The sequence below is a fragment of the uncultured Mesonia sp. genome (assembly GCA_947499595.1).
Classification (GTDB): Bacteria; Bacteroidota; Bacteroidia; order Flavobacteriales; family Flavobacteriaceae; genus Mesonia; species Mesonia sediminis.
Map to the genome: position 1 here is coordinate 407,583 of CANMOY010000001.1, position 19,392 is coordinate 426,974.

Consider the following 19,392-nt stretch of genomic DNA (forward strand, 5'->3'; position numbering starts at 1 on the left):
AATGAATAGAGTTTTAATTTTACTAGGTTTTTTGTTATTTGGCTTAAACAGTTTCGCACAAGTACAAACGGGAAAAGCTTCTTTTTATGCCGATAAATTTGAAGGAAGACGAACGGCCAACGGCGAAAAGTACACCCATACCAAAGCCACTGCTGCACATAGAAATTTACCCTTCGGCACACATTTAAAGGTAACTAATCTCGCCAATAATATGGCAATTGTTGTTAGAGTTAATGATAGAGGGCCTTTTGTTAAAGATAGAATTATAGATTTATCTAAGTCTGCAGCAACACAGTTGGGTTTTATAGATGAAGGTGTGACTGATGTAGCAATTGAGGTAATTGATCAACAAGATGCCAGGGTTACAGCGCCTATTGTTGCGAGTAATGATGAGCCTGTGAAAATGGAAGAGATTGAAAGTGCAGTTACAAATACTTCTAAAGTGATTGACACCTCAGATAAGGTAGAGGCCCTAGAATTTTATGAGCTATCCATAAAAAGGGTACAACCCGATTGGTATGGTGTACAAATCGGAAGTTTTCAAGAATTAGCCAATCTGATAAGATTAGCCGAGAACTTAAAAGCTAGTTATCAAAAAAATGTGGTCGTACAGGTAAAAACTATACAAGAAGTAAAGGTGTACACTTTGGTATTAGGCGAATTTTCGCAAAGAGATAAGGCTGAGCGATTTAGAGATAAAGTGCAGAAAAAGTATCCTGGAAGTTTTATTGTAGATTTTAAAGCTTTTAACTAATGCGTAGATTGGTTTTTGGTTTGAAGTTTTTGCTTTCTTTATCTTTATTTGCTTGTACATCATTAAATAAGCCAACCCAAGATCCTCAGTCAGTCAATCAAGATTTTAGTTATGAAGTTGTCATTAACGATTCCGAATTCAAGAAATGGATGCAGACGCAAACAAACTTTCAAAATATGGAAGTGTCTAATATGAGAAATGAGCTTCTGAAGAAATTATCTAATTATAGAATTTGGGTCAAATCAAATCTTGAAAAACCACAAAACATAAATTATTTCAAAAACAAAACGTACAGTCAAGAGGTAGATTCTGTGATCTATCTATACTTGATTTATTTTGAAAAGAAGCATAACATTACATTATGAGAAAGCTGAAAGAGCATTGGGGAATTACTTCAAATTTTCAATTGGTAATTATTTTTATTGTTTTTGGACTTACAGGTTCAACTGCTGTATATGTGGCCAAACCCATTTTAGATTTCTTAAACTTAAGCAGAGAGAATTTTCCAGACAATTTTATTTGGGGTGGATTACTTTATTATACCTTACGTATTTTACTAATTTTCCCAGTTTATCAAGTATTGTTAGTTGTTCTGGGCAGCCTATTCGGACAATTTAAGTTCTTTTGGGCTTTCGAGAAAAAAATGCTAAAGCGTTTGGGACTCGGCTTTTTATTTGAGAAAGAATAAAAAAAACATCCCGAAAACTCGGGATGTTTTTTTATTGTCAATTCTGTTAATTAAGCGTGTTGAAGATCATGTTTTCCTTCTTTAATCTCTTCAATCACCTTAGCGTTGAAGGCTTCTAAATCTCCTGGATTTCTAGAAGTTACGAGTGCTTCATCTACAACAACCTCTTGATCAACCCAAAGGGCACCTGCATTTTCTAAATCTTTTTTAATTGACTTGTAAGAGGTCATTGTTCTACCTTCAACCACATCTGCATTAATTAAAGGCCAAGCTCCGTGGCAGATAGCAGCGACAGGCTTGCTCTGTTTAAAGAAGTCTCGAATAAAGATAAGAGCATCCTCCTCTACTCTCAACAAATCTGGATTAATAACTCCACCTGGTAAAACCAAGGCGTGATAATCTTTTGCACTAACATTCTTTAACGATTTGTCTACATCAAAAGATTTGCCCCAATTTCCATCTTTCCAACTTTTGATGCTCCCTTCCTCTAAGCTTACAATTTCCACATTAAAGCCCTCATTTTTCATGGCATTTAAAGGAGATTCCAACTCGCTTTCTTCAAACCCGTTTGTTGCTAAAATAGCTACTTTCTTTTCCATAATAATTTTTCTTTTTTTTGATTCACCACTAAATTAGAGAATATGTATGGAAAAGGCTATTAAAGCTATTTTAAAAAACAATCCAAAGAAGTTAAATACTATTAAAATAAGTTTTTAAGTGCTCGAATCAGACAATACATCTAAATCTTTTTTGTTTTGTTCAATGATTCGCTTCTTTTCCTTCAATTCTTCAATTTCTTGGTAATAGGCAGGTTCAGCAAATTTATTTGGCTGTATGGTATCGTTTTTAAACAAAGCGTATTGTACGGTAAATTCAGCTCCGAAAAATAAGATTAAGCAAGAATAATAAATCCACAACAATATGAGCACTACCGAAGAAGCGCCTCCATAAATAGATGCAGGATTAGATTGACCAAAATAATAGCCTAATGCGTATTTACCTAGTAAAAACAACAAGGTAGTGAGTGAAGCGCCTATGAAAGTAGTTCGCCATTTAATTATTATATCTGGCAATAATCTAAATATACTCGCAAATAAAAATCCGATAAAGGCATAACTCAATAAAAAATTTAAAACCTCTACTGTATAACTTGTCAATTGCGGTGCAAACTGCCCCAGATACTCACTTAAATATGAAATTGCAGAACTAAGTATAAGAGATATTAAAAGTAAAAAAGCAATAAAAAACACCATACCCAATGAAATTACTCGATCTAAAATAATTCCTTTTAGATTATCGTTTTTAGTGCGAACACTCCAAATATTATTCATCGCTCTTTTAAGTTGAAAAAAAGCACCTGTAGCACCAAAAAACAGCAATCCTAAACTAATAATAATCATCAAGGTCTTATCTTGACTCAATTGTGCTTTTTCAATCATATCCGCTATAGCTTCCGCAGTATCGGATCCTATAAAATTGGCGATTTCGTTTAAAATTTTTTCTTCTGCACTTTCTCTATTAAAAAAGTAACCAGTAATACTTATAACAATTACCAGCAAGGAGGGTAATGAAAATAACGCATAATAAGCGATAACCGCACTTTGTTCGAAGGGGTTATTACCCATCCAACGCTGATAGGTTTGTTTTAACAAGGCTAATCTTTTCATTACCGTTACCTTCATAATACGCTATTTTACACGTTTAACAAAATTACCTTCTCGACGATGTTTTTCTTCCATAAGTAAAGCATACTCCCTTCCCGTTTGACCGGCTACAGAGGTGTTCTCCTCTGCTCTTCTAATTAAATAAGGTATAACTTCTCGAATAGGTCCATAAGGCACTAGTTTGACCGTATTGTATCCGTTTAGTGCCAAATTATAGGAAATATGGTCGCTCATACCGTACAATTGAGCAAACCAAATTCGCGGATCGTTTTTTTCTATTCCGCGTTCTTCCATTAAACGCATGGCAGAGTAGGTACTTACCTCATTATGCGTACCTATATATAAACTAATTTCATCTAGATTTTGAATACCATAATAAAGTGCGGCATTAAAATTAACATCTGTAGCTTCTTTATCTTCGCATATTGGCGTGGGGTAATTCATTTTTGATGCTCTTATATTTTCTTTTTCCATATAAGCACCACGCACTAATTTAGCGCCAACCTTAAAACCTTTATTTTGAGCTCGCACGTGAAGATCTTTAATGTACTGTAACCTGTCCCAACGATAACATTGTAGGGTATTAAATACGATGGCTTTTTCTTTGTTATATTTAGCCATCATTTCCTCCATCAAATCATCCGCTGCATCTTGCATCCAAGACTCTTCGGCATCAGCCAATATCACAACATCTAATTCGTGTGCTAAAGCACAAATTTTATCTACTCTATTCTTTATACGCTCCCACTCTTTTTGTTCTTCTTGTGAGAGCTGCTCATTGGCCGAAACTTTTTCCCAAATTGCAAACCTCCCAATGCCAGTAGGTTTAAAAACGGCAAAAGGAAGTTCATCATTTTCTTTAGTAAAGGCTATAAGGTCTTTTTTAATTTCTAAATCCTTATCAAATTCGGCTTCTTCATCTTTACCTTCGCTTGAATAATCTAAAATACTAAAAACATTCTTTTCATGCATTTTACGTATGGTAGGCAAGCAGTCTTCCTTGGTTATTCCTCCACAAAATTGCTCAAAAATAGTTTTCTTAATCAATCCCTCAATGGGTAAATGCAAAGCAAGTCCTAGTTTAGTTAATTTTGTGCCTACACTAACTAAGGCGGGTTGATTCATTAATTTAAAAATAAAGAGCGCTTTCTTTAAGTCTTTGTCACTTTTTAATGCAAAAGCCCTCTTGGTATTATTGAAGATTTTTGTAACCATTACAGATATTTAATTTTTGCAAATATAGCTTTCGATTTAGGAATAATATATTTTTCTCATTAATTTCGAACCATAATTAACATGCATTTATAATGAAAGCCATTCCCTCGGTAAATAACACAGTTTATTTTGTTGAAGAAGCCTATCAAAAACTAAACGATTGTCTAGCGACAAATTGCTTTTCTAAGGTTTTTATATTGGTGGATACACAAACCCAGATAAATTGTTTACCCCAATTTTTGCCTCTACTACAAACCAATATCACCATTGAAGTGATTGAAATTGACAGTGGTGAACAAAATAAAAATTTGCAAACCTGTAAAGGAGTTTGGGAAGCTTTAGCCGATTTAGGGGCAGATCGAAAGTCTATATTAATAAATTTAGGTGGCGGTGTAGTAACCGACCTTGGCGGATTTGTTGCTTCTACTTATCAGCGCGGTATAGCATATATTAATATACCAACTAGCTTATTAGCAATGGTTGATGCTTCTATAGGCGGTAAAACCGGAATTGATTTGGGAAATTTAAAAAATCAAATCGGGGTGATAAATGATGCTAAAATGGTGTTGATCGATCCTAAATTTCTAGCCACCCTGCCCGCCAACCAGATGCGTAGCGGTCTTGCCGAAATGCTAAAACACGGACTCATTGCTGATAAAAATTATTGGAAAAAAATGACCGATTTGTCTCAATTAAATCTAACACATTTAAATGAGCTAATTTACAGAAGCATTGAAATAAAAAATAAAATTATAACTGAAGATTTATTTGAAGATGGAATTCGAAAAACATTAAATTTTGGGCATACTCTCGGGCACGCGATTGAAGCTCATTATTTAAATCAACCTAATGAAAATGTTTTACATGGTGAAGCCGTTGCCGCAGGTATGATAATGGCTGCTTTTTTATCGCATAAGCTTACACAATTCCCAAAAGAAGATTTAGAAGAGTTGAGTAAAGTGATTAAGAAATACTATGGCACTCTTTCAATTAAAGAGGAAGACGTGCCAGAAATCCTAGACCTTTTAAAACACGATAAAAAAAACAGCCACGGAAAGGTACTTTTTGTTTTATTAAGCCAAATTGCACAACCTCAAATAGATTGTAAAATTCCTAAAAACTTATTAAAAGAAGCTTTCACCTTTTATCTGCAAGTTTAATTACAGAATCTGTGCTGCGTGATCTTTGGTTTTCACCTTCTCTATGATGTTCTCTATAACTCCGTTCTCATCGATTATAAAAGTTTTTCGGTGAATACCGTCATATTCTTTCCCCATAAATTTTTTTGGTCCCCATACACCAAAAGCATTAATTAAACTTTTGTCTTCATCTGCAATAAGAGGAAATGGCAACTCATGTTTCTGTTTGAAATTCTCTTGACGTTTGGCCGAATCGGCACTCACGCCCAATAAAGCGTAATTTTTATTTGTAAAATCTTCAAAGTTATCACGTAAATTACAAACCTCATTGGTACAACCTGGTGTACTTGCTTTTGGATAAAAGAATACCACTAGTTTTTTACCGCTATAATCTTTTAATTCGTGGAGATTACCACTTTGATCTTTAACTTTAAAATCTGGAGCCTTATCTCCTACTTTTAATGTATTCATATTTGTTATTTTTGCTTAAAAATAGATAAAATGAATAAGCAAGAGAAGGTTGAATTTGTTATAAATACGTTAAAGCAACTCTATCCAAACATTCCGGTTCCTTTAGATCATAAAGATCCTTACACCTTATTGATAGCGGTACTTCTTTCTGCGCAAAGCACCGATAAGAAAGTTAATGAAATAACCCCCCAACTATTTGCCTATGCAGATAACCCTTATGATATGGTACGCTTATCGGTAGAACAAATTAGAGAAATTATTAAACCTGTAGGACTTTCTCCTATGAAGGCAAAAGGCATATTTGGATTATCAAAAATTTTAATTGATGAATATCACGGAAAGGTACCAAAAAGCATTGAAGCTTTAGAAAAATTGCCTGCAGTGGGCCATAAAACGGCTAGTGTAGTAGTGGCTCAGGCATTTGGAATTCCTGCATTTCCTGTAGATACACACATTCACCGGCTCATGTACAGGTGGAATCTGAGCACGGGAAAAAATGTTGTACAAACCGAACGTGATGCAAAACGCTTATTTCCTAAATCTTTATGGAATGATCTACATTTGCAAATTATTTGGTATGGTCGGGAATATTCTCCCGCACGCGGGTGGAAACTTGAAAAAGATATTATTACTAAAACGATAGGAAGAAAAAGTGTTATCCAGGATTATTATAAAAAGAGCAGTAAAAAATAAATTTACTGCTCTTAATTTAATATAAACTCATACTTTTTATCTTCTTTATCTAAAACCCGTAAGGCCTTAGAATAATTCAATAAAAAAGCTATTGTTTCTTTTTTTGGCTTACGTGAGCCAGTATTTTCGTTATTTTTTTTTGGATTATTGAGGTAAAGCTGCGCCATTTATCTTATTGGTTTTGTTCTAGATAAAAACGGCAATATTATCTCTTTATTGTATTAGTTGGTCAAAATAATATTATGGGCTTCTATAACCTTCCTCAGATTAATTAAAGCATAACGCATTCTTCCTAGTGCTGTATTTATGCTAACATCAGTTTTTAAAGCAATTTCTTTAAAACTCATATCCTTGTAAATTCGCATAAGTAAAACCTCTTTTTGATCCTCAGGTAATTCAGCTATCAAATCAGTAACATCTCTTTCTATTTGATCTTTGATTAGTGCATTCTCAACATCTAAACTTGAATCTTTTAAAACGTCAAAAATATCAAAATCTCCCGTTCCTTCAAACTTAGGCATTCGTTTGTTTTTCCTAAAATGATCTATAACTAAGTTGTGAGCAATACGCATAACCCAGGGTAAGAACTTCCCTTCTTCATTGTATTTACCTCGTTTTAGGGTGCGAATTACCTTAATAAAGGTATCTTGAAAAATATCCTCGGTTAAATCACGATCAAAAACTTTAGAGAAAATAAAATTGTAAATTCTAACTTGATGCCTTTCAATTAAATGAGACAAAGCCGTCTCATCGCCATTAATATACTCCTTTACCAAAACAGCATCACTGGTAGTATTATTCCTTTTCATACGTGTTACTTTAGTTATAAGCCATCAGAAGAAAGCTTATTTTGATTATTAAGTTATTTTAGTTGTAAGTAACAGTATGCTATAGGCAGATATTATTGGTTTTTACTTGTGTAAATATATAAAAGAATTTTAATCCCACCCATAAAAGTTAATCTTTTTAACACTTTTTGAATGGAGTGCTTGCTTTTTTTCTCGTTTAGGTTTAATTAACTTTGACCCTTTATTCAAATACTGCATGAGAAAATCAAACCAAGAAATAGACCTAAAGAAAAATATCATCATTAAAGGAGCCAAACTACATAATCTAAAAAATATAGATGTTGTAATTCCTAGAAACAAACTGGTGGTTATCACCGGTCTTTCTGGCTCTGGTAAATCAAGTTTGGCTTTTGACACCCTTTATGCCGAAGGTCAAAGAAGATATGTAGAGAGCTTATCTTCTTACGCGAGGCAATTTTTAGGCCGCTTAGATAAACCCAAAGTAGATGACATAAAGGGGATAGCACCCGCCATTGCAATAGAACAAAAGGTAAATGCTACCAACCCTCGTTCTACCGTAGGTACATCTACAGAAATTTACGATTACCTCAAACTGCTTTATGCTAGAATAGGCAAAACCTACTCTCCTATCTCTGGAAATGAAGTTAAAAAAGATTCGGTGGCTGATGTAGTTGAATACATAAAAAGTTTACAAGAACGCGAAAAATTGCTGCTTTTAAGTCCGGTTTTTGTCGAAGAAGGTAGAAGCATTCAAGAGAAATTAAAAATTCTTCTGCAACAAGGTTTTAGCCGAGTGAAAATAGATCAAGACGTATTGCGAATAGATGAAGTTGAGAATCTAAATTCAAAGACCAAAGTTGAATTGGTTGTAGACCGTGTGGTAAAAAAGGATAATGAAGATTTTTACAATCGACTAGCAGATGCGATTCAAACAGCATTTTATGAAGGAAAAGGAGAACTATTTGTAGAGCATGTCAAATCGAACAAGCGTAGACAATTTAGCAATCGATTTGAGTTAGATGGGAAAACCTTTCTAGAGCCGAATATACACCTATTTAGTTTCAATAATCCATTCGGTGCCTGCCCTACTTGTGAAGGTTACGGTGATGTAATAGGTATAGATGAAGATTTAGTTATACCCAACACCTCCTTATCTATTTATGACAATGCAATTTTCCCGTGGCGTGGAGATAGTTTAAGCTGGTATAGAGACCAACTGGTAAATAACGCAAGCAAGTTTGATTTCCCTATTCACAAACCATATTTTGAACTGTCAGATAAGCATAAAAAGTTGATTTGGGAGGGTAATAAATACTTTGAGGGCCTAAATGATTTTTTTGCCCATTTAGAAGCGAAAGCTTATAAAATTCAAAACAGGGTTTTATTGTCTCGCTATCGCGGAAAAACAAAATGCAAAACCTGCAATGGATTGCGTTTAAGACCAGAGGCTAATTATGTAAAGGTTAGCCACACTCCTATTTCGGAACTGGTTGAACTTCCTTTAAACGAATTACGCGAATTTTTTGAAAATTTAAACCTTAGTATTAACGATAAGAAAATTGCCAAGCGCCTTCTAAAAGAGATTCAAAACCGATTAAATTTTTTATGTGATGTCGGGTTGAGTTATTTAACCTTAAATCGAAAATCAAATAGTCTTTCTGGGGGTGAATCGCAGCGAATCAATTTAGCCACCTCATTAGGAAGCAGCCTAGTAGGATCTATGTATATATTAGATGAACCCTCTATTGGTTTACACGCCAAAGACACCGAGCGTTTAATTGGTGTGTTACAAAAGCTACGCGATCTGGGTAACACCGTAATTGTTGTCGAACACGATGAAGATATTATGAAGGCTGCCGACGAAATTATCGATATTGGTCCAGAGGCTGGAACCCATGGCGGACAAGTGGTGGCAACCGGTAATTTTAAAAGCATTCTCAAAAGTGATTCGCTAACAGGTAAATATTTAAGTCAAAGACTACAAATTGAAATTCCAGGAAACCGGCGTAGCTATAAAAATTATATCGATTTAAAAGGATGTAGGCATAATAACCTAAAAAATATAGATGTGCGCTTTCCATTAGGGGTTTTCACCTGCGTTACCGGAGTATCGGGCAGCGGAAAAAGTACCTTGGTTAAAAATTTACTATACCCAGCTATTTTAAAAGAAACCGGAGGATATGGAGCGAAAATTGGACAATTAACCGAGGTTTCGGGAAAATTTGAAAACATTAAAAATGTAGAATTTATTGACCAAAACCCTATTGGTCGTTCTTCTCGTTCAAATCCTGTAACCTATGTAAAAGCCTATGACGCCATTAGAAGTCTATTTGCAGATCTTCCTTTAGCTAAAGCAAGAAATCTTAAAACCAAACATTTCAGTTTTAATGTTGACGGAGGTCGATGCGAAACCTGTAAGGGAGAAGGCGAAGTTACCATTGAAATGCAATTCATGGCAGATGTTCAATTAGAATGTGAAACTTGTAAAGGAAAACGGTTTAAAAGAGAAATTTTAGAAATTAAATTCGAGCAACAAAATATTGACGATATACTCAATATGACCATTGATGATGCGATTGATTTTTTCACTGCAAAAAAACAAAGCAAAATCGCTAAAAAATTAAAACCTTTACAAGATGTAGGATTGGGGTATGTCCGTCTAGGACAAAGTTCATCCACTTTATCGGGTGGAGAAGCACAACGAATAAAACTAGCCTCATTTTTGGGAAAAGCTACGAGTAAAGATAAAGTGCTATTTATATTTGATGAGCCCACCACAGGATTACATTTTCACGATATTAAAAAATTACTCAAGTCTTTTCAAGCATTGATTGAAAAGGGACACAGCATAGTGGTTATAGAGCATAATATAGATCTCATAAAATGTGCAGATTACATTATTGATCTAGGCCCAGAAGGGGGAAAACATGGAGGCTACTTATTGGCAGCAGGTACACCCGAAGAAATAATTAGAAACAAAGAAGGATTTACCACTAAGTATTTAAAAGACAAACTAGTAATGGCATAGAAATTGTGTTTTATAAATTATATTTTCATAATATTTTATTTAGTTGGTTATAGAAAACAAGTGTAATTTCAAGTGAAATCTGCACTTGTTTTTTTATCTTATGCACCCTATTGTTAAAATTTTGGCACGTTAATTGGTTTTCTGCTAATGAATCATAAAACTACAAGCCATGAAAACACTTATTAAATTTACAATAGCATTTTTATTACCCATAGGCTTGGCTTTTGCTACAAACAAAGTTCATCCTAATTTCTATCACAATCAAGGTCCAATTATTTTTATCGAAAACAACATCGAATTTGCGGTGTTTCAAGATGGGCAATTTGATTTTAATTACTTACCAAATAAAAGAAGATACAGCTATTTTAACCAGCACATTAATATAACTTACAACGGAGGCTATAACTACATTCCACATATTCGGGTTAACCGTTACGGAAGTATAATTCAAATTAGAAACACTCCTATTTTCTACGATTTCTATGGTCGAGTAACCCAAATTGGGCAGATAAATTTAAAATATAATCGTTTCGGTTATTTAAAACGAATTGGCAATATGCACATTCGTTATAATAGGCATTTTAATCGTTATTACCTTAACGGATTTATAAATAGGTATAACAAAAGCTATACTTATAGACCTTGGCATCGAAACTTTAGAAGACCAAAGTATGCTCATCATCCTGATTATAGATTACCAATTAGTGATCCTAGAGCTAAGCATCCTAAATACAGAAAACCGAGAATAAAGGGAAATAAAGGGAGAATTACCAACCGGAACAATTATAGAGCAGAAAAACAGAAAGACCTTAGACGTGATGCTCAAACTAATAGAAAGCCATTGAATCGTCGCAAGGCACCAACTAAAAATTTCCGCAAAGAAATAGATAATAAACCCAATACCGTACGGAAAAGAAGCTACCATCAAAAAAGACCTTTAGGTGCTAGCACTAGAAGTAATCGCTAAAAAAAAGCTCCATTTAGGAGCTTTTTTTATTTTGAAAATGTTTTAATTTATATTTAATCCCTTTAAGAAATAAGCTCAGTTCTTCTGATGGCTTTAAAAATAAAATTCCTATAAAATAAACTATAGCCAAACTTATAGATTGAATAATAAGATTTATAAAAGGATTAAAGGGTAACGTTAAAAACCTTGAAATAAACAATAGTTTAAAGATAAACACAATAACATAAAATGTTTTCCTGCTAAAGGGATGAAGCTTGTAAAATTTATAAACCATAAAAATTTTTGCTAAATCGTACATCAAAAAAACAATGAGTGATGCGACTGCTGCTCCAATTAAACCAAAGCGCGGAATAAGATAAATATTAAGTCCAATAGCTAATAAAATTACAAAGACCCCTGTGATTAAAAGCAATTTATAAAACCGAGAATTTAAAATGATGCTGTTAGAAATGCCTAAAAGATTATCTAATAATTTAATACTACTAAGCATACATAAAATCTCGAAAGCTAAGGTATAAACCGGTGGTAGTAACCGATATATTTCGCTTGCGTTCACCAAAATCAATAAAAAAATAAAACCACTTATAACCAATAAATTTATACTGCTTTTAGTATACAAGCTTTTTAAATTTTCATTTTGATTTTCGTTTAAGTACTTTGCCGTAAGCGGTAAAGTAATTTGATGCATCGCTCGAGAAGGTACGGCGATCACTGAGGCCATATATACACCAATTCCATAAATAGAAACTTGCTCAATAGGCATAAAATGTTCTATCATTACCTTATCCAAATCCAATAAGGCAGAAGCCACAAAACTAGCTAAAAGCATCAAAGCCGAATAGGTGAAAATTTTCTTATGATTTTTGGGTAAACGCAAATCAATTTTTGGAGGTAGCAGGTAAAAAGCGTATAACTTAATTATTAGGGTGCGCAGCAAATAGACGATTGTTAAGGCATATAAAAACTGCGTAACATTGAGTAATTTAATATATACCATATACAATAAAACACTGATTAAAACACGATGAAAAACCTCCTTCATAAAATTACCGAAAACGCTTTTTAATTTGAGCTTGCTCCAAGCAAAAAACAACTCAAAATAAGCGATAGCAAAAGCAATTAAAAAAATTAACCAGAAATAAGGTTTTATCCAGTCTTCGGTAATTAAAAGTATAAATTGATCCTTGAAAATAGCAGTAGTAATCCCTAATATTAGGGCTACTCCTAAAGGATAAAACAATACCATACTTAACAATTGGTTTTGCTCATCACGCTTTTTAAAGGAAGAGTAAAATCGAATTATAGTATTGTTTAAACCAAACCCTAGAAAGGGCCATAACAAAGTTCCGGCCGATAGCAAAAAAGTAACCAATCCGTAGTATTGAGGGCTTAGAATTTTCGGATATAAAATTAATACATTAAAAGCCCCAATACCAAAGCCAAAATAAGTTACAAGGGTGTTCTGTAAAGATTGTTTTAAAACCACTCCCATCACTCTTGTTCATTTAAAAAACAAGCTAAATTTCGGGTAAGATTTCTGCGATGAAAATCTTCTATTTTATTGGTAGAGTTAAAATCGGTTTTGCCTTGTAAAAAACAATTAAATTGATTGCGAATATAAGCTTTAATTTTAGCCTTCTCTGTGTATTCAAAGGCTGGCTCATACCCTAATTGTTCAAATATTTTATTAACATCCCAGTTCTGAGGTCCTATTGCCAAAATAGGTCGTTGGGCTTTTAAATAAGCAAATAATTTGCCTGGAATAATACTAGCATGTTGGGGAGAGTTAATTTCAATCAAACTTAACAAGTGTGCTTCACTCATAAATCTAAATGCTTTTTTTACAGACACATAACCCTCGTTAATTAAACAATCGCTTAAACCTGATTCAACTATAGATTTTACTACTTCTTCACTTACTTTACCACTTAATTGAAGTTCAAAATATTCTAAAAATTTATCGTTTTCTTGCCTCAATTCGGCTAAAGCCTGCCAAAGATTTTGAGGATTACGATTGGTTAAGAGGGACCCTACGTGGGCCAAAATAAATTTATCTTTTTTAAGCGGCATCTGTTTTTTTATATCCCCATCATAACCATTAGTAATGACCCGAATAGGACGACTGCTTTTGTTTTTAAATTCTTCCGCAGTCCCATAACTCGTAGTAATAATAGCATCGGCCTGCTGCAATACAGTTGTTTCTAATCTTTGGTGTCTTTTTTGAGATGCGGGTAATAAAAATAAGTCCTTATGATACCCTATATGCGTCCAAGGATCTCTAAAATCGGCCAACCAGGTTATATTCAATTTACGCTTTAAAGCTAAACCAATTAGGTGCAAACTATGCGGCGGACCTGTAGTAATAATTTTTGTAATGTTATTTTCCTTTAGATAAGACTCGAGAAATTTGGTTGCTGGCTTCACCCAACCTACTCGTGCATCTGGAATAAAAATATTTCCACGGATGAATAGTAACAATTTTTCTATGAATCCCTGTTTATCCTTTTCTGAAATAATACCACTACTAATGGTTTGCGTTTTGTCCTTATTAAATATTTTAGCATAGGCATAAGGCTCACGAATAGGATATTTAACCACCTGTACATCATTAGAAACCTCTTTTAGTAACTCAACATCTTCCAAAGGATAAAAAGGATTTTCTGGTGCAAAAACAATAGGTTCATACCCAAAATCTGGCAGGTATTTTACAAACTTCAACCAACGTTGAACACCCGGACCTCCAGCAGGTGGCCAATAATATAATACAATGAGAACCTTAGTCAATTGAAGCGCTTTTTTTCTTCATCCATTTAAAATAAATTCCACCTAAGAGTAGAAGTAAAAACAATACGCCACTAATTAAAGTATAGGTACTACCTTTTTGAATAACTTCTGGTTCAAATTTGAAAATAAGTTCATGTTCACCTGCAGGAAGCTCTGCTGCTCTCAACGTATAATTTGCTCTAAAATGTGGTACTAACCTTCCATCTAAATAAGCGTTCCATCCGTAAGGATAGTAAATTTCAGAAAATACTGCCAATTGATCTTTATTGGTTTTATATTCATAAATCAACTCATTGGCTTTATAGCTTTTTAAATAAATTGTATCTTGTGTGGAGGGCTTAAATGAATTTTTCTTCAATTGTGCTGCAAATTCCTTGTGAATCACAGCTGTATTTTTAGTATTCAGCGTGTCGAGCATCCTTATCACAGCATCCGCATCTTGAGCCACAACTACCTCCTTAATGAACCATGCATTACCGTTTGCATCCGGATTTAGTTGTGCTAAATCTTCTCCTTGGTTATTCATTAAAATATATTTGGTGTTTAGCATATTCAATACCTCCTGATTTCCTTTACTAATGTGATATTCAAATAAATCTTGCATTCTTTGAGGCTTGGCTGCATGGTATCCGCCAATAGAATGATGAAAATAAGAAGCTACCGAGGAGTTGAATGGACTATTAGCAAGATCTAAAACACGGTAGTGTGTTTCATCTTGCAAAACTTGTTGATTAGCGGAGTTAGGTTGGAATGGTTGCTCCATAAATCGCTTTGAAACAAAAGCATCATTATTTACATATCGCCTATCTACAACTACTAAATCAAATACAATTATAATCCCGAGTATCAAAATACTTGTATTTCTTTGCAATTTTTGCTTCAAAAACAACCATATTGTTCCGGCAACGGCCAGAACTAAAATTAAGCTTCTTAAGCTGTCTTCATTAAAAATACGCTTGCGATCTTCCTTTAAAGAACGAACAAAATCTGGTCCAAATTGTTCTAAAAAAATTCTATCTTGAGCACCAGAAAAGTCAAAAAACAAGCCTTTGAGCAGTAAAAACCCTAAGGCTATACCAGCTGTAATAAAAGTTGACTTTTTAAGAGCTTCAAGCATTTCTGTTCGACGGCCTTTTTGTTTAAATAAAACCGAAAGTCCTATAATTCCCAATACGGGGACACATAATTCAAGAATCACTTGAATACTCGAAACGGCACGAAATTTATTGTACAAGGGTACATTATTTACAAAAAACTTTGTAAGCAAAGCCAAGTTATCACCCCAAGAAAGCAATAATGCTAAAATACTACCTCCTAACAGCCACCATTTTAATCTACCTTTCACTAAATATAGGGCGAAAACGAATAGAAAAAGTACGCTAGCACCAATATAGGCTGGTGCGCCGATATAAGTTTGATCTCCCCAATAGGTTGGTGCTCGTTTTACAAATTCTTTTGCTTGGGCAGGTGAAGCTCCCATCTGTAATAAACTATTGTAGGTAGCCGAATCATTACTGAGCTTTTCGGCACTAGCACCGCCCATAAAACGCGGAATAAACAAATTAAAACTCTCAAGAATTCCGTAACTATATTCAGTAATATAATCGTAATCTAAGCCTGAATTTTCTTTTTCACTACCATCAGGATTTAAAGTTAACACAGATGGGCCTCGCGTACTAAAATCTGTATACTCTTTAGTGGCTAGCAAATTAGTGGCATTAGCTCCTATTGCCAGTAAAACAGGTACAATCATTATTCCCACCCGACTAAAGAAAGATTTAAGTTTATTTTTTTTATAAAAATCAATAAGGTAGGCCACTCCTAAAATTAAGGTCAAGGCTAACAAATAGTATGTCATTTGAAAGTGATTGGCGTTAATTTCCAGGGCCATACCGGCAAACAAAAGTAAACTACCCCAAAAATACTTTTCCCTAAAGACTAGTATAATCCCGGCAAGCACCCAAGGCATATAAGCAATAGCATGTGCCTTGGCGTTATGCCCAACACCCAAAATAATAATCATATAAGTACTAAAACCGAAAGCAAGAGCACCTAAAATAGCCAATTTATAATCTATTTTTAACGCTAATAATAAAATATACAGCCCTATAAAGTATAAAAATAGATAATCGGCAGGTCGAGGTAAAAATCGAACGAGACGGTCTACTTGCTTTACATAATTATAAGGATAATTAGCTCCAAGTTGGTAGGTTGGCATACCGCCAAATGCAGAATCTGTCCAGTAAGGCTCTTCATCAAAAGATTTGATGTGATCTTTCTGCTGCTTAGCCATCCCAATATATTGCACAATATCACTTTGCTGAATAACCTTACCTTGTAAAACTGGGTTAAAATAGGCCAAGGCCAATATTATAAACAGAGCCAAGGCACTTAAATGGGGTAAAAACCGCTTCAATGCTAAATTCATAAACTAGTATTTTGGAGCTCACAAGCTAATCAATTTCTTCGTAATCGATATACTCTCCTACTTTCTTTTCAGACTTTTCTAAATTTTCCTTTTTTGCTTGTTGTGGTCGATTAAAATCTGCTTGTTGTTTAAACTGATCCTGCATTTTCTGATTTACTTTGTTCAGTATATACTTCAGTAAAAACGGTTTAAGCCACTTAAAAATTATTTTAAGTCCAAAATAAACCAATAAAATAATTAATACAGTCTTCAATAAGCCCATAAATGATGCGTAAGCCATTTTTTTTAGTGCAAAATTAGGGATTGTTCTATTAAAGCCTATTTATTTAATTAAAAATTACCAAAAATATATACCTTTGGGTGTTTAACAAAATACTATGAAGCAACTATTTTTAACGATTAGCTTGAGCCTGTTATGTTTTCACGGATTTGCTCAGTATACAGAAACCATAAACTCAAACCGACCTGGAGCCTCTCAAGGAGCATTTTCTGTAGGTCACAAGGTCATACAGTTCGAAATGGGTGGCCTATATGAACAAAACCAACACGATTTAACGCAGATTGATGCAACACAATGGGGTGTAGATTACGAATTCCGTTTCGGGATCATAATGGAGCAACTTGAACTCAATTTAAAAGGTAGATACTTAAGCACAACCGAAGAATATATTCAAGGTGGCCAGAATATAGAAAACAGTTATAGCAACTTTCAATCGAACACCTTGGCGATAAAGTATTTGGTCTATGACCCTTATAAAAAACGAGCTTTTGAAAAACCTAATATTTACAGCTGGAAAGCTAACAATAGCTTTCAATGGCGTGATTTAATTCCTGCGGTTTCAATTTATGCAGGTGCCAATATACTTTTAGGAAAAAACAATCCTTATTTAGCGCCTGGTGTGGGCAAACTTACCCCTACCGCCGCTTTAGTTACGCAAAACAATTGGGGAAAATGGGTATTTGTTATGAACTTTATTGCGGATAGATTTACTAGCGATGATCCTTATTATTCAGGAATTTTCACAATGACGCATACCCTTAACGCTCAGTTCTCTGTATTTGCTGAGTACCAGGCTATAAAAAACGATTTCTACGCAGATGATTTAGTACGCTTGGGTGGCGCCTATTTATTTTCTAAGGATTTGCAGCTAGACCTTTACGGATTAACTAATTTTAAAGACACTCCTGCTCGTTGGCAAGTAGGTTTAGGTCTTTCTTACCGTTTGGATAGTAAGCATGAAGATGAAATAATAATGGAAAAGAAACAACCTAAGCAAAAGAAAAATAAAAAGGTAAAAAACAGTGAATTAGTTGATCCAGAAAACGACCTAGATTAAATATTGAATAAAAAAAAATCCGCTTTAAGCGGATTTTTTTTCTTAATGAAATTCTGTTTATATTAATTACCCATTGCAGCAGCAACTCCTGCAGATAATCTTTTATAAGTACCATTTTCTAAACGCTCACGAATAGATGAAAAGGCTTCTAAAGTTTCTTCGATATCTTTCATAGTATGTGAAGCTGTAGGTATCATTCTAAGTAGTATTAAACCTTTTGGAATTACAGGGTATACTACAATACTGCAGAATACACCGTGATTTTCGCGCAAATCCTTAACCAAGGCCATTGCTTCGGGTATACTTCCCTTTAAATAAACTGGAGTTACACAACTTTGCGTTGTACCAATATCAAAACCTCTTTCTTTAAGTCCGTTTTGCAAGGCATTTACATTTTCCCAAAGTTTCTCTTTCAATTCAGGCATGCTTCGCAGCATATCCAAACGCTTAAGCGCCCCTACTACTAATTGCATTTGCAAAGATTTTGCAAACATTTGCGATCTTAAGTTATATTTCAAATAATCTATTACCTCTTGATCACCAGCTATAAATGCCCCTGTGCTTGCCATAGATTTTGCAAAAGTAGCAAAGTAAACGTCAATTTGATCTTGTACTCCTTGCTCTTCACCAGCACCAGCACCAGTCTTACCTAAGGTACCAAAACCGTGCGCATCATCTACAAATAATCTAAAGTTGTACTTTTCTTTTAAGGCAACAATTTCTTTTAGTTTTCCTTGTTCTCCACGCATACCGAATACACCTTCAGAAATCAGTAAAATTCCGCCTCCGGTTTGTTGTGCAATTTTTTCGGCTCTTTGTAAGTTTTTCTCAATACTTGCTACATCATTGTGTTTGTAGGTAAAACGTTTACCCATATGTAAGCGTACCCCATCAATAATACAGGCGTGCGCATCTACATCATAAACAATTACATCATCTTTCCCCACCAAAGCATCAATGGTACTTACCATACCCTGATAACCAAAATTTAACAAATAAGCCGCTTCCTTATTAACAAATTCGGCTAACTCATTTTGAAGTTGTTCATGCAAATTGGTATGACCACTCATCATTCTTGCTCCCATAGGATAAGCAGAACCATATTGTTTGGCTGCCTCGGCATCTACTTTTCTAACTTCAGGGTGATTAGCCAGGCCTAAATAATCATTCACACTCCAAGTAATTACTTCTTTACCTTGAAATTTCATTCGGTTACCTATTTCTCCTTCTAGTTTAGGGAATACAAAATAACCTTCAGCTTGGTCTGCCCATTTTCCTAATGGCCCCTTATCTTTATATATTTTATCAAATAAATCTTTCATAGAATAATTTTTATAAAACAGAATGCAAAAATAATCAAATAAATATCAATTTGATTATTTAAAAAGCAATTCGTGGATTTAACTGTATAGAAT

19 protein-coding genes are annotated in these 19,392 nt (G+C 34.2%); 8 read left to right on the forward strand and 11 right to left on the reverse strand.

Annotated features, from left to right (window positions below):
• Position 1: 1 nt before the first annotated feature.
• From ACH2AZ_RS01765 to ACH2AZ_RS01775, 3 genes are read left to right on the forward strand one after another with little or no spacing between them, the layout of a single operon-like run.
• Positions 2 to 754 (forward strand): septal ring lytic transglycosylase RlpA family protein, encoded by a 753-nt coding sequence (locus tag ACH2AZ_RS01765; RefSeq protein ID WP_394906369.1) that lies wholly within the window; start codon positions 2 to 4, stop codon positions 752 to 754.
• Positions 754 to 1,119: a hypothetical protein gene (locus ACH2AZ_RS01770; RefSeq protein WP_394906370.1), complete on the forward strand. Its 366-nt coding sequence runs from the start codon at positions 754 to 756 to the stop codon at positions 1,117 to 1,119. Before ACH2AZ_RS01765 ends, ACH2AZ_RS01770 begins: the two co-directional genes overlap by 1 nt.
• Complete coding sequence (locus ACH2AZ_RS01775) at positions 1,116 to 1,442, forward strand: DUF6787 family protein (RefSeq protein WP_394906371.1); 327 nt, start codon at positions 1,116 to 1,118, stop codon at positions 1,440 to 1,442. The genes ACH2AZ_RS01770 and ACH2AZ_RS01775 overlap by 4 nt, the downstream gene beginning before the upstream one ends.
• Before the next feature lie 50 nt (positions 1,443 to 1,492).
• Here ACH2AZ_RS01775 and ACH2AZ_RS01780 read toward each other — a convergent pair whose 3' ends face one another.
• The 3 genes from ACH2AZ_RS01780 to ACH2AZ_RS01790 all read right to left on the reverse strand — a co-directional run bounded on the left by ACH2AZ_RS01780 (position 1,493) and on the right by ACH2AZ_RS01790 (position 4,321).
• The gene (locus ACH2AZ_RS01780) at positions 1,493 to 2,041 is read right to left on the reverse strand and encodes a type 1 glutamine amidotransferase domain-containing protein (protein ID WP_394906372.1); all 549 of its coding nucleotides are present in this window, start codon (positions 2,039 to 2,041) and stop codon (positions 1,493 to 1,495) included.
• 114 nt (positions 2,042 to 2,155) lie between these two features.
• Positions 2,156 to 3,124 carry a YihY/virulence factor BrkB family protein gene (locus tag ACH2AZ_RS01785; protein ID WP_394906373.1) on the reverse strand — a complete coding sequence of 323 codons (969 nt, stop codon included), beginning with the start codon at positions 3,122 to 3,124 and terminating at the stop codon, positions 2,156 to 2,158.
• Positions 3,125 to 3,130: 6 nt separating this feature from the next.
• Positions 3,131 to 4,321 (reverse strand): proline dehydrogenase family protein, encoded by a 1,191-nt coding sequence (locus ACH2AZ_RS01790; RefSeq protein WP_394906374.1) that lies wholly within the window; start codon positions 4,319 to 4,321, stop codon positions 3,131 to 3,133.
• Between the two features lie 92 nt (positions 4,322 to 4,413).
• Here ACH2AZ_RS01790 and aroB point away from each other — a divergent pair, with 92 nt between their 5' ends.
• Positions 4,414 to 5,481 (forward strand): 3-dehydroquinate synthase, encoded by a 1,068-nt coding sequence (gene aroB, locus ACH2AZ_RS01795; protein ID WP_394906375.1) that lies wholly within the window; start codon positions 4,414 to 4,416, stop codon positions 5,479 to 5,481.
• On the opposite strand, the gene bcp is transcribed toward aroB, so the two are convergent.
• Positions 5,482 to 5,931: a thioredoxin-dependent thiol peroxidase gene (gene bcp / locus ACH2AZ_RS01800; protein ID WP_379044256.1), complete on the reverse strand. Its 450-nt coding sequence runs from the start codon at positions 5,929 to 5,931 to the stop codon at positions 5,482 to 5,484. It abuts the gene before it with no gap.
• Between the two features lie 30 nt (positions 5,932 to 5,961).
• Between bcp and nth the strand changes: the two genes are divergently transcribed.
• Positions 5,962 to 6,624: an endonuclease III domain-containing protein gene (gene nth, locus ACH2AZ_RS01805; RefSeq protein ID WP_394906376.1), complete on the forward strand. Its 663-nt coding sequence runs from the start codon at positions 5,962 to 5,964 to the stop codon at positions 6,622 to 6,624.
• A gap of 11 nt (positions 6,625 to 6,635) precedes the next feature.
• Here nth and ACH2AZ_RS01810 read toward each other — a convergent pair whose 3' ends face one another.
• Together ACH2AZ_RS01810 and ACH2AZ_RS01815 are read right to left on the reverse strand one after the other, a co-directional pair.
• The gene (locus ACH2AZ_RS01810) at positions 6,636 to 6,791 is read right to left on the reverse strand and encodes a hypothetical protein (protein WP_379044250.1); all 156 of its coding nucleotides are present in this window, start codon (positions 6,789 to 6,791) and stop codon (positions 6,636 to 6,638) included.
• A 54-nt stretch (positions 6,792 to 6,845) separates the two neighbouring features.
• Positions 6,846 to 7,433: an RNA polymerase sigma factor gene (locus tag ACH2AZ_RS01815; protein ID WP_379044247.1), complete on the reverse strand. Its 588-nt coding sequence runs from the start codon at positions 7,431 to 7,433 to the stop codon at positions 6,846 to 6,848.
• Between the two features lie 235 nt (positions 7,434 to 7,668).
• On the opposite strand from ACH2AZ_RS01815, the gene uvrA reads away from it, so the two are divergent.
• Together uvrA and ACH2AZ_RS01825 are read left to right on the forward strand one after the other, a co-directional pair.
• Positions 7,669 to 10,461: an excinuclease ABC subunit UvrA gene (gene uvrA / locus ACH2AZ_RS01820; protein WP_394906377.1), complete on the forward strand. Its 2,793-nt coding sequence runs from the start codon at positions 7,669 to 7,671 to the stop codon at positions 10,459 to 10,461.
• A gap of 169 nt (positions 10,462 to 10,630) precedes the next feature.
• Positions 10,631 to 11,428 (forward strand): hypothetical protein, encoded by a 798-nt coding sequence (locus ACH2AZ_RS01825; protein ID WP_394906378.1) that lies wholly within the window; start codon positions 10,631 to 10,633, stop codon positions 11,426 to 11,428.
• Positions 11,429 to 11,441: 13 nt separating this feature from the next.
• Here the strand turns inward: ACH2AZ_RS01825 and ACH2AZ_RS01830 are convergent, their stop codons facing one another.
• From ACH2AZ_RS01830 to ACH2AZ_RS01845, 4 genes are read right to left on the reverse strand one after another with little or no spacing between them, the layout of a single operon-like run.
• Positions 11,442 to 12,920, reverse strand: coding sequence for a polysaccharide biosynthesis C-terminal domain-containing protein (locus ACH2AZ_RS01830; protein ID WP_394906444.1), 1,479 nt, complete (start codon positions 12,918 to 12,920; stop codon positions 11,442 to 11,444).
• Entirely contained in the window at positions 12,920 to 14,212 is a 1,293-nt protein-coding gene (locus tag ACH2AZ_RS01835) for a glycosyltransferase family 4 protein (RefSeq protein ID WP_394906379.1), read from the reverse strand. The genes ACH2AZ_RS01830 and ACH2AZ_RS01835 overlap by 1 nt, the downstream gene beginning before the upstream one ends.
• Positions 14,205 to 16,640 (reverse strand): hypothetical protein, encoded by a 2,436-nt coding sequence (locus tag ACH2AZ_RS01840; protein WP_394906380.1) that lies wholly within the window; start codon positions 16,638 to 16,640, stop codon positions 14,205 to 14,207. The genes ACH2AZ_RS01835 and ACH2AZ_RS01840 overlap by 8 nt, the downstream gene beginning before the upstream one ends.
• Positions 16,641 to 16,665: 25 nt before the next feature.
• Entirely contained in the window at positions 16,666 to 16,920 is a 255-nt protein-coding gene (locus ACH2AZ_RS01845; protein ID WP_394906381.1) for a DUF4834 domain-containing protein, read from the reverse strand.
• A gap of 97 nt (positions 16,921 to 17,017) precedes the next feature.
• Here ACH2AZ_RS01845 and ACH2AZ_RS01850 point away from each other — a divergent pair, with 97 nt between their 5' ends.
• Entirely contained in the window at positions 17,018 to 17,977 is a 960-nt protein-coding gene (locus ACH2AZ_RS01850; RefSeq protein WP_394906382.1) for a transporter, read from the forward strand.
• 62 nt (positions 17,978 to 18,039) lie between these two features.
• On the opposite strand, the gene ACH2AZ_RS01855 is transcribed toward ACH2AZ_RS01850, so the two are convergent.
• Complete coding sequence (locus ACH2AZ_RS01855) at positions 18,040 to 19,299, reverse strand: aminotransferase class I/II-fold pyridoxal phosphate-dependent enzyme (protein WP_394906383.1); 1,260 nt, start codon at positions 19,297 to 19,299, stop codon at positions 18,040 to 18,042.
• Positions 19,300 to 19,392 lie beyond the last annotated feature (93 nt).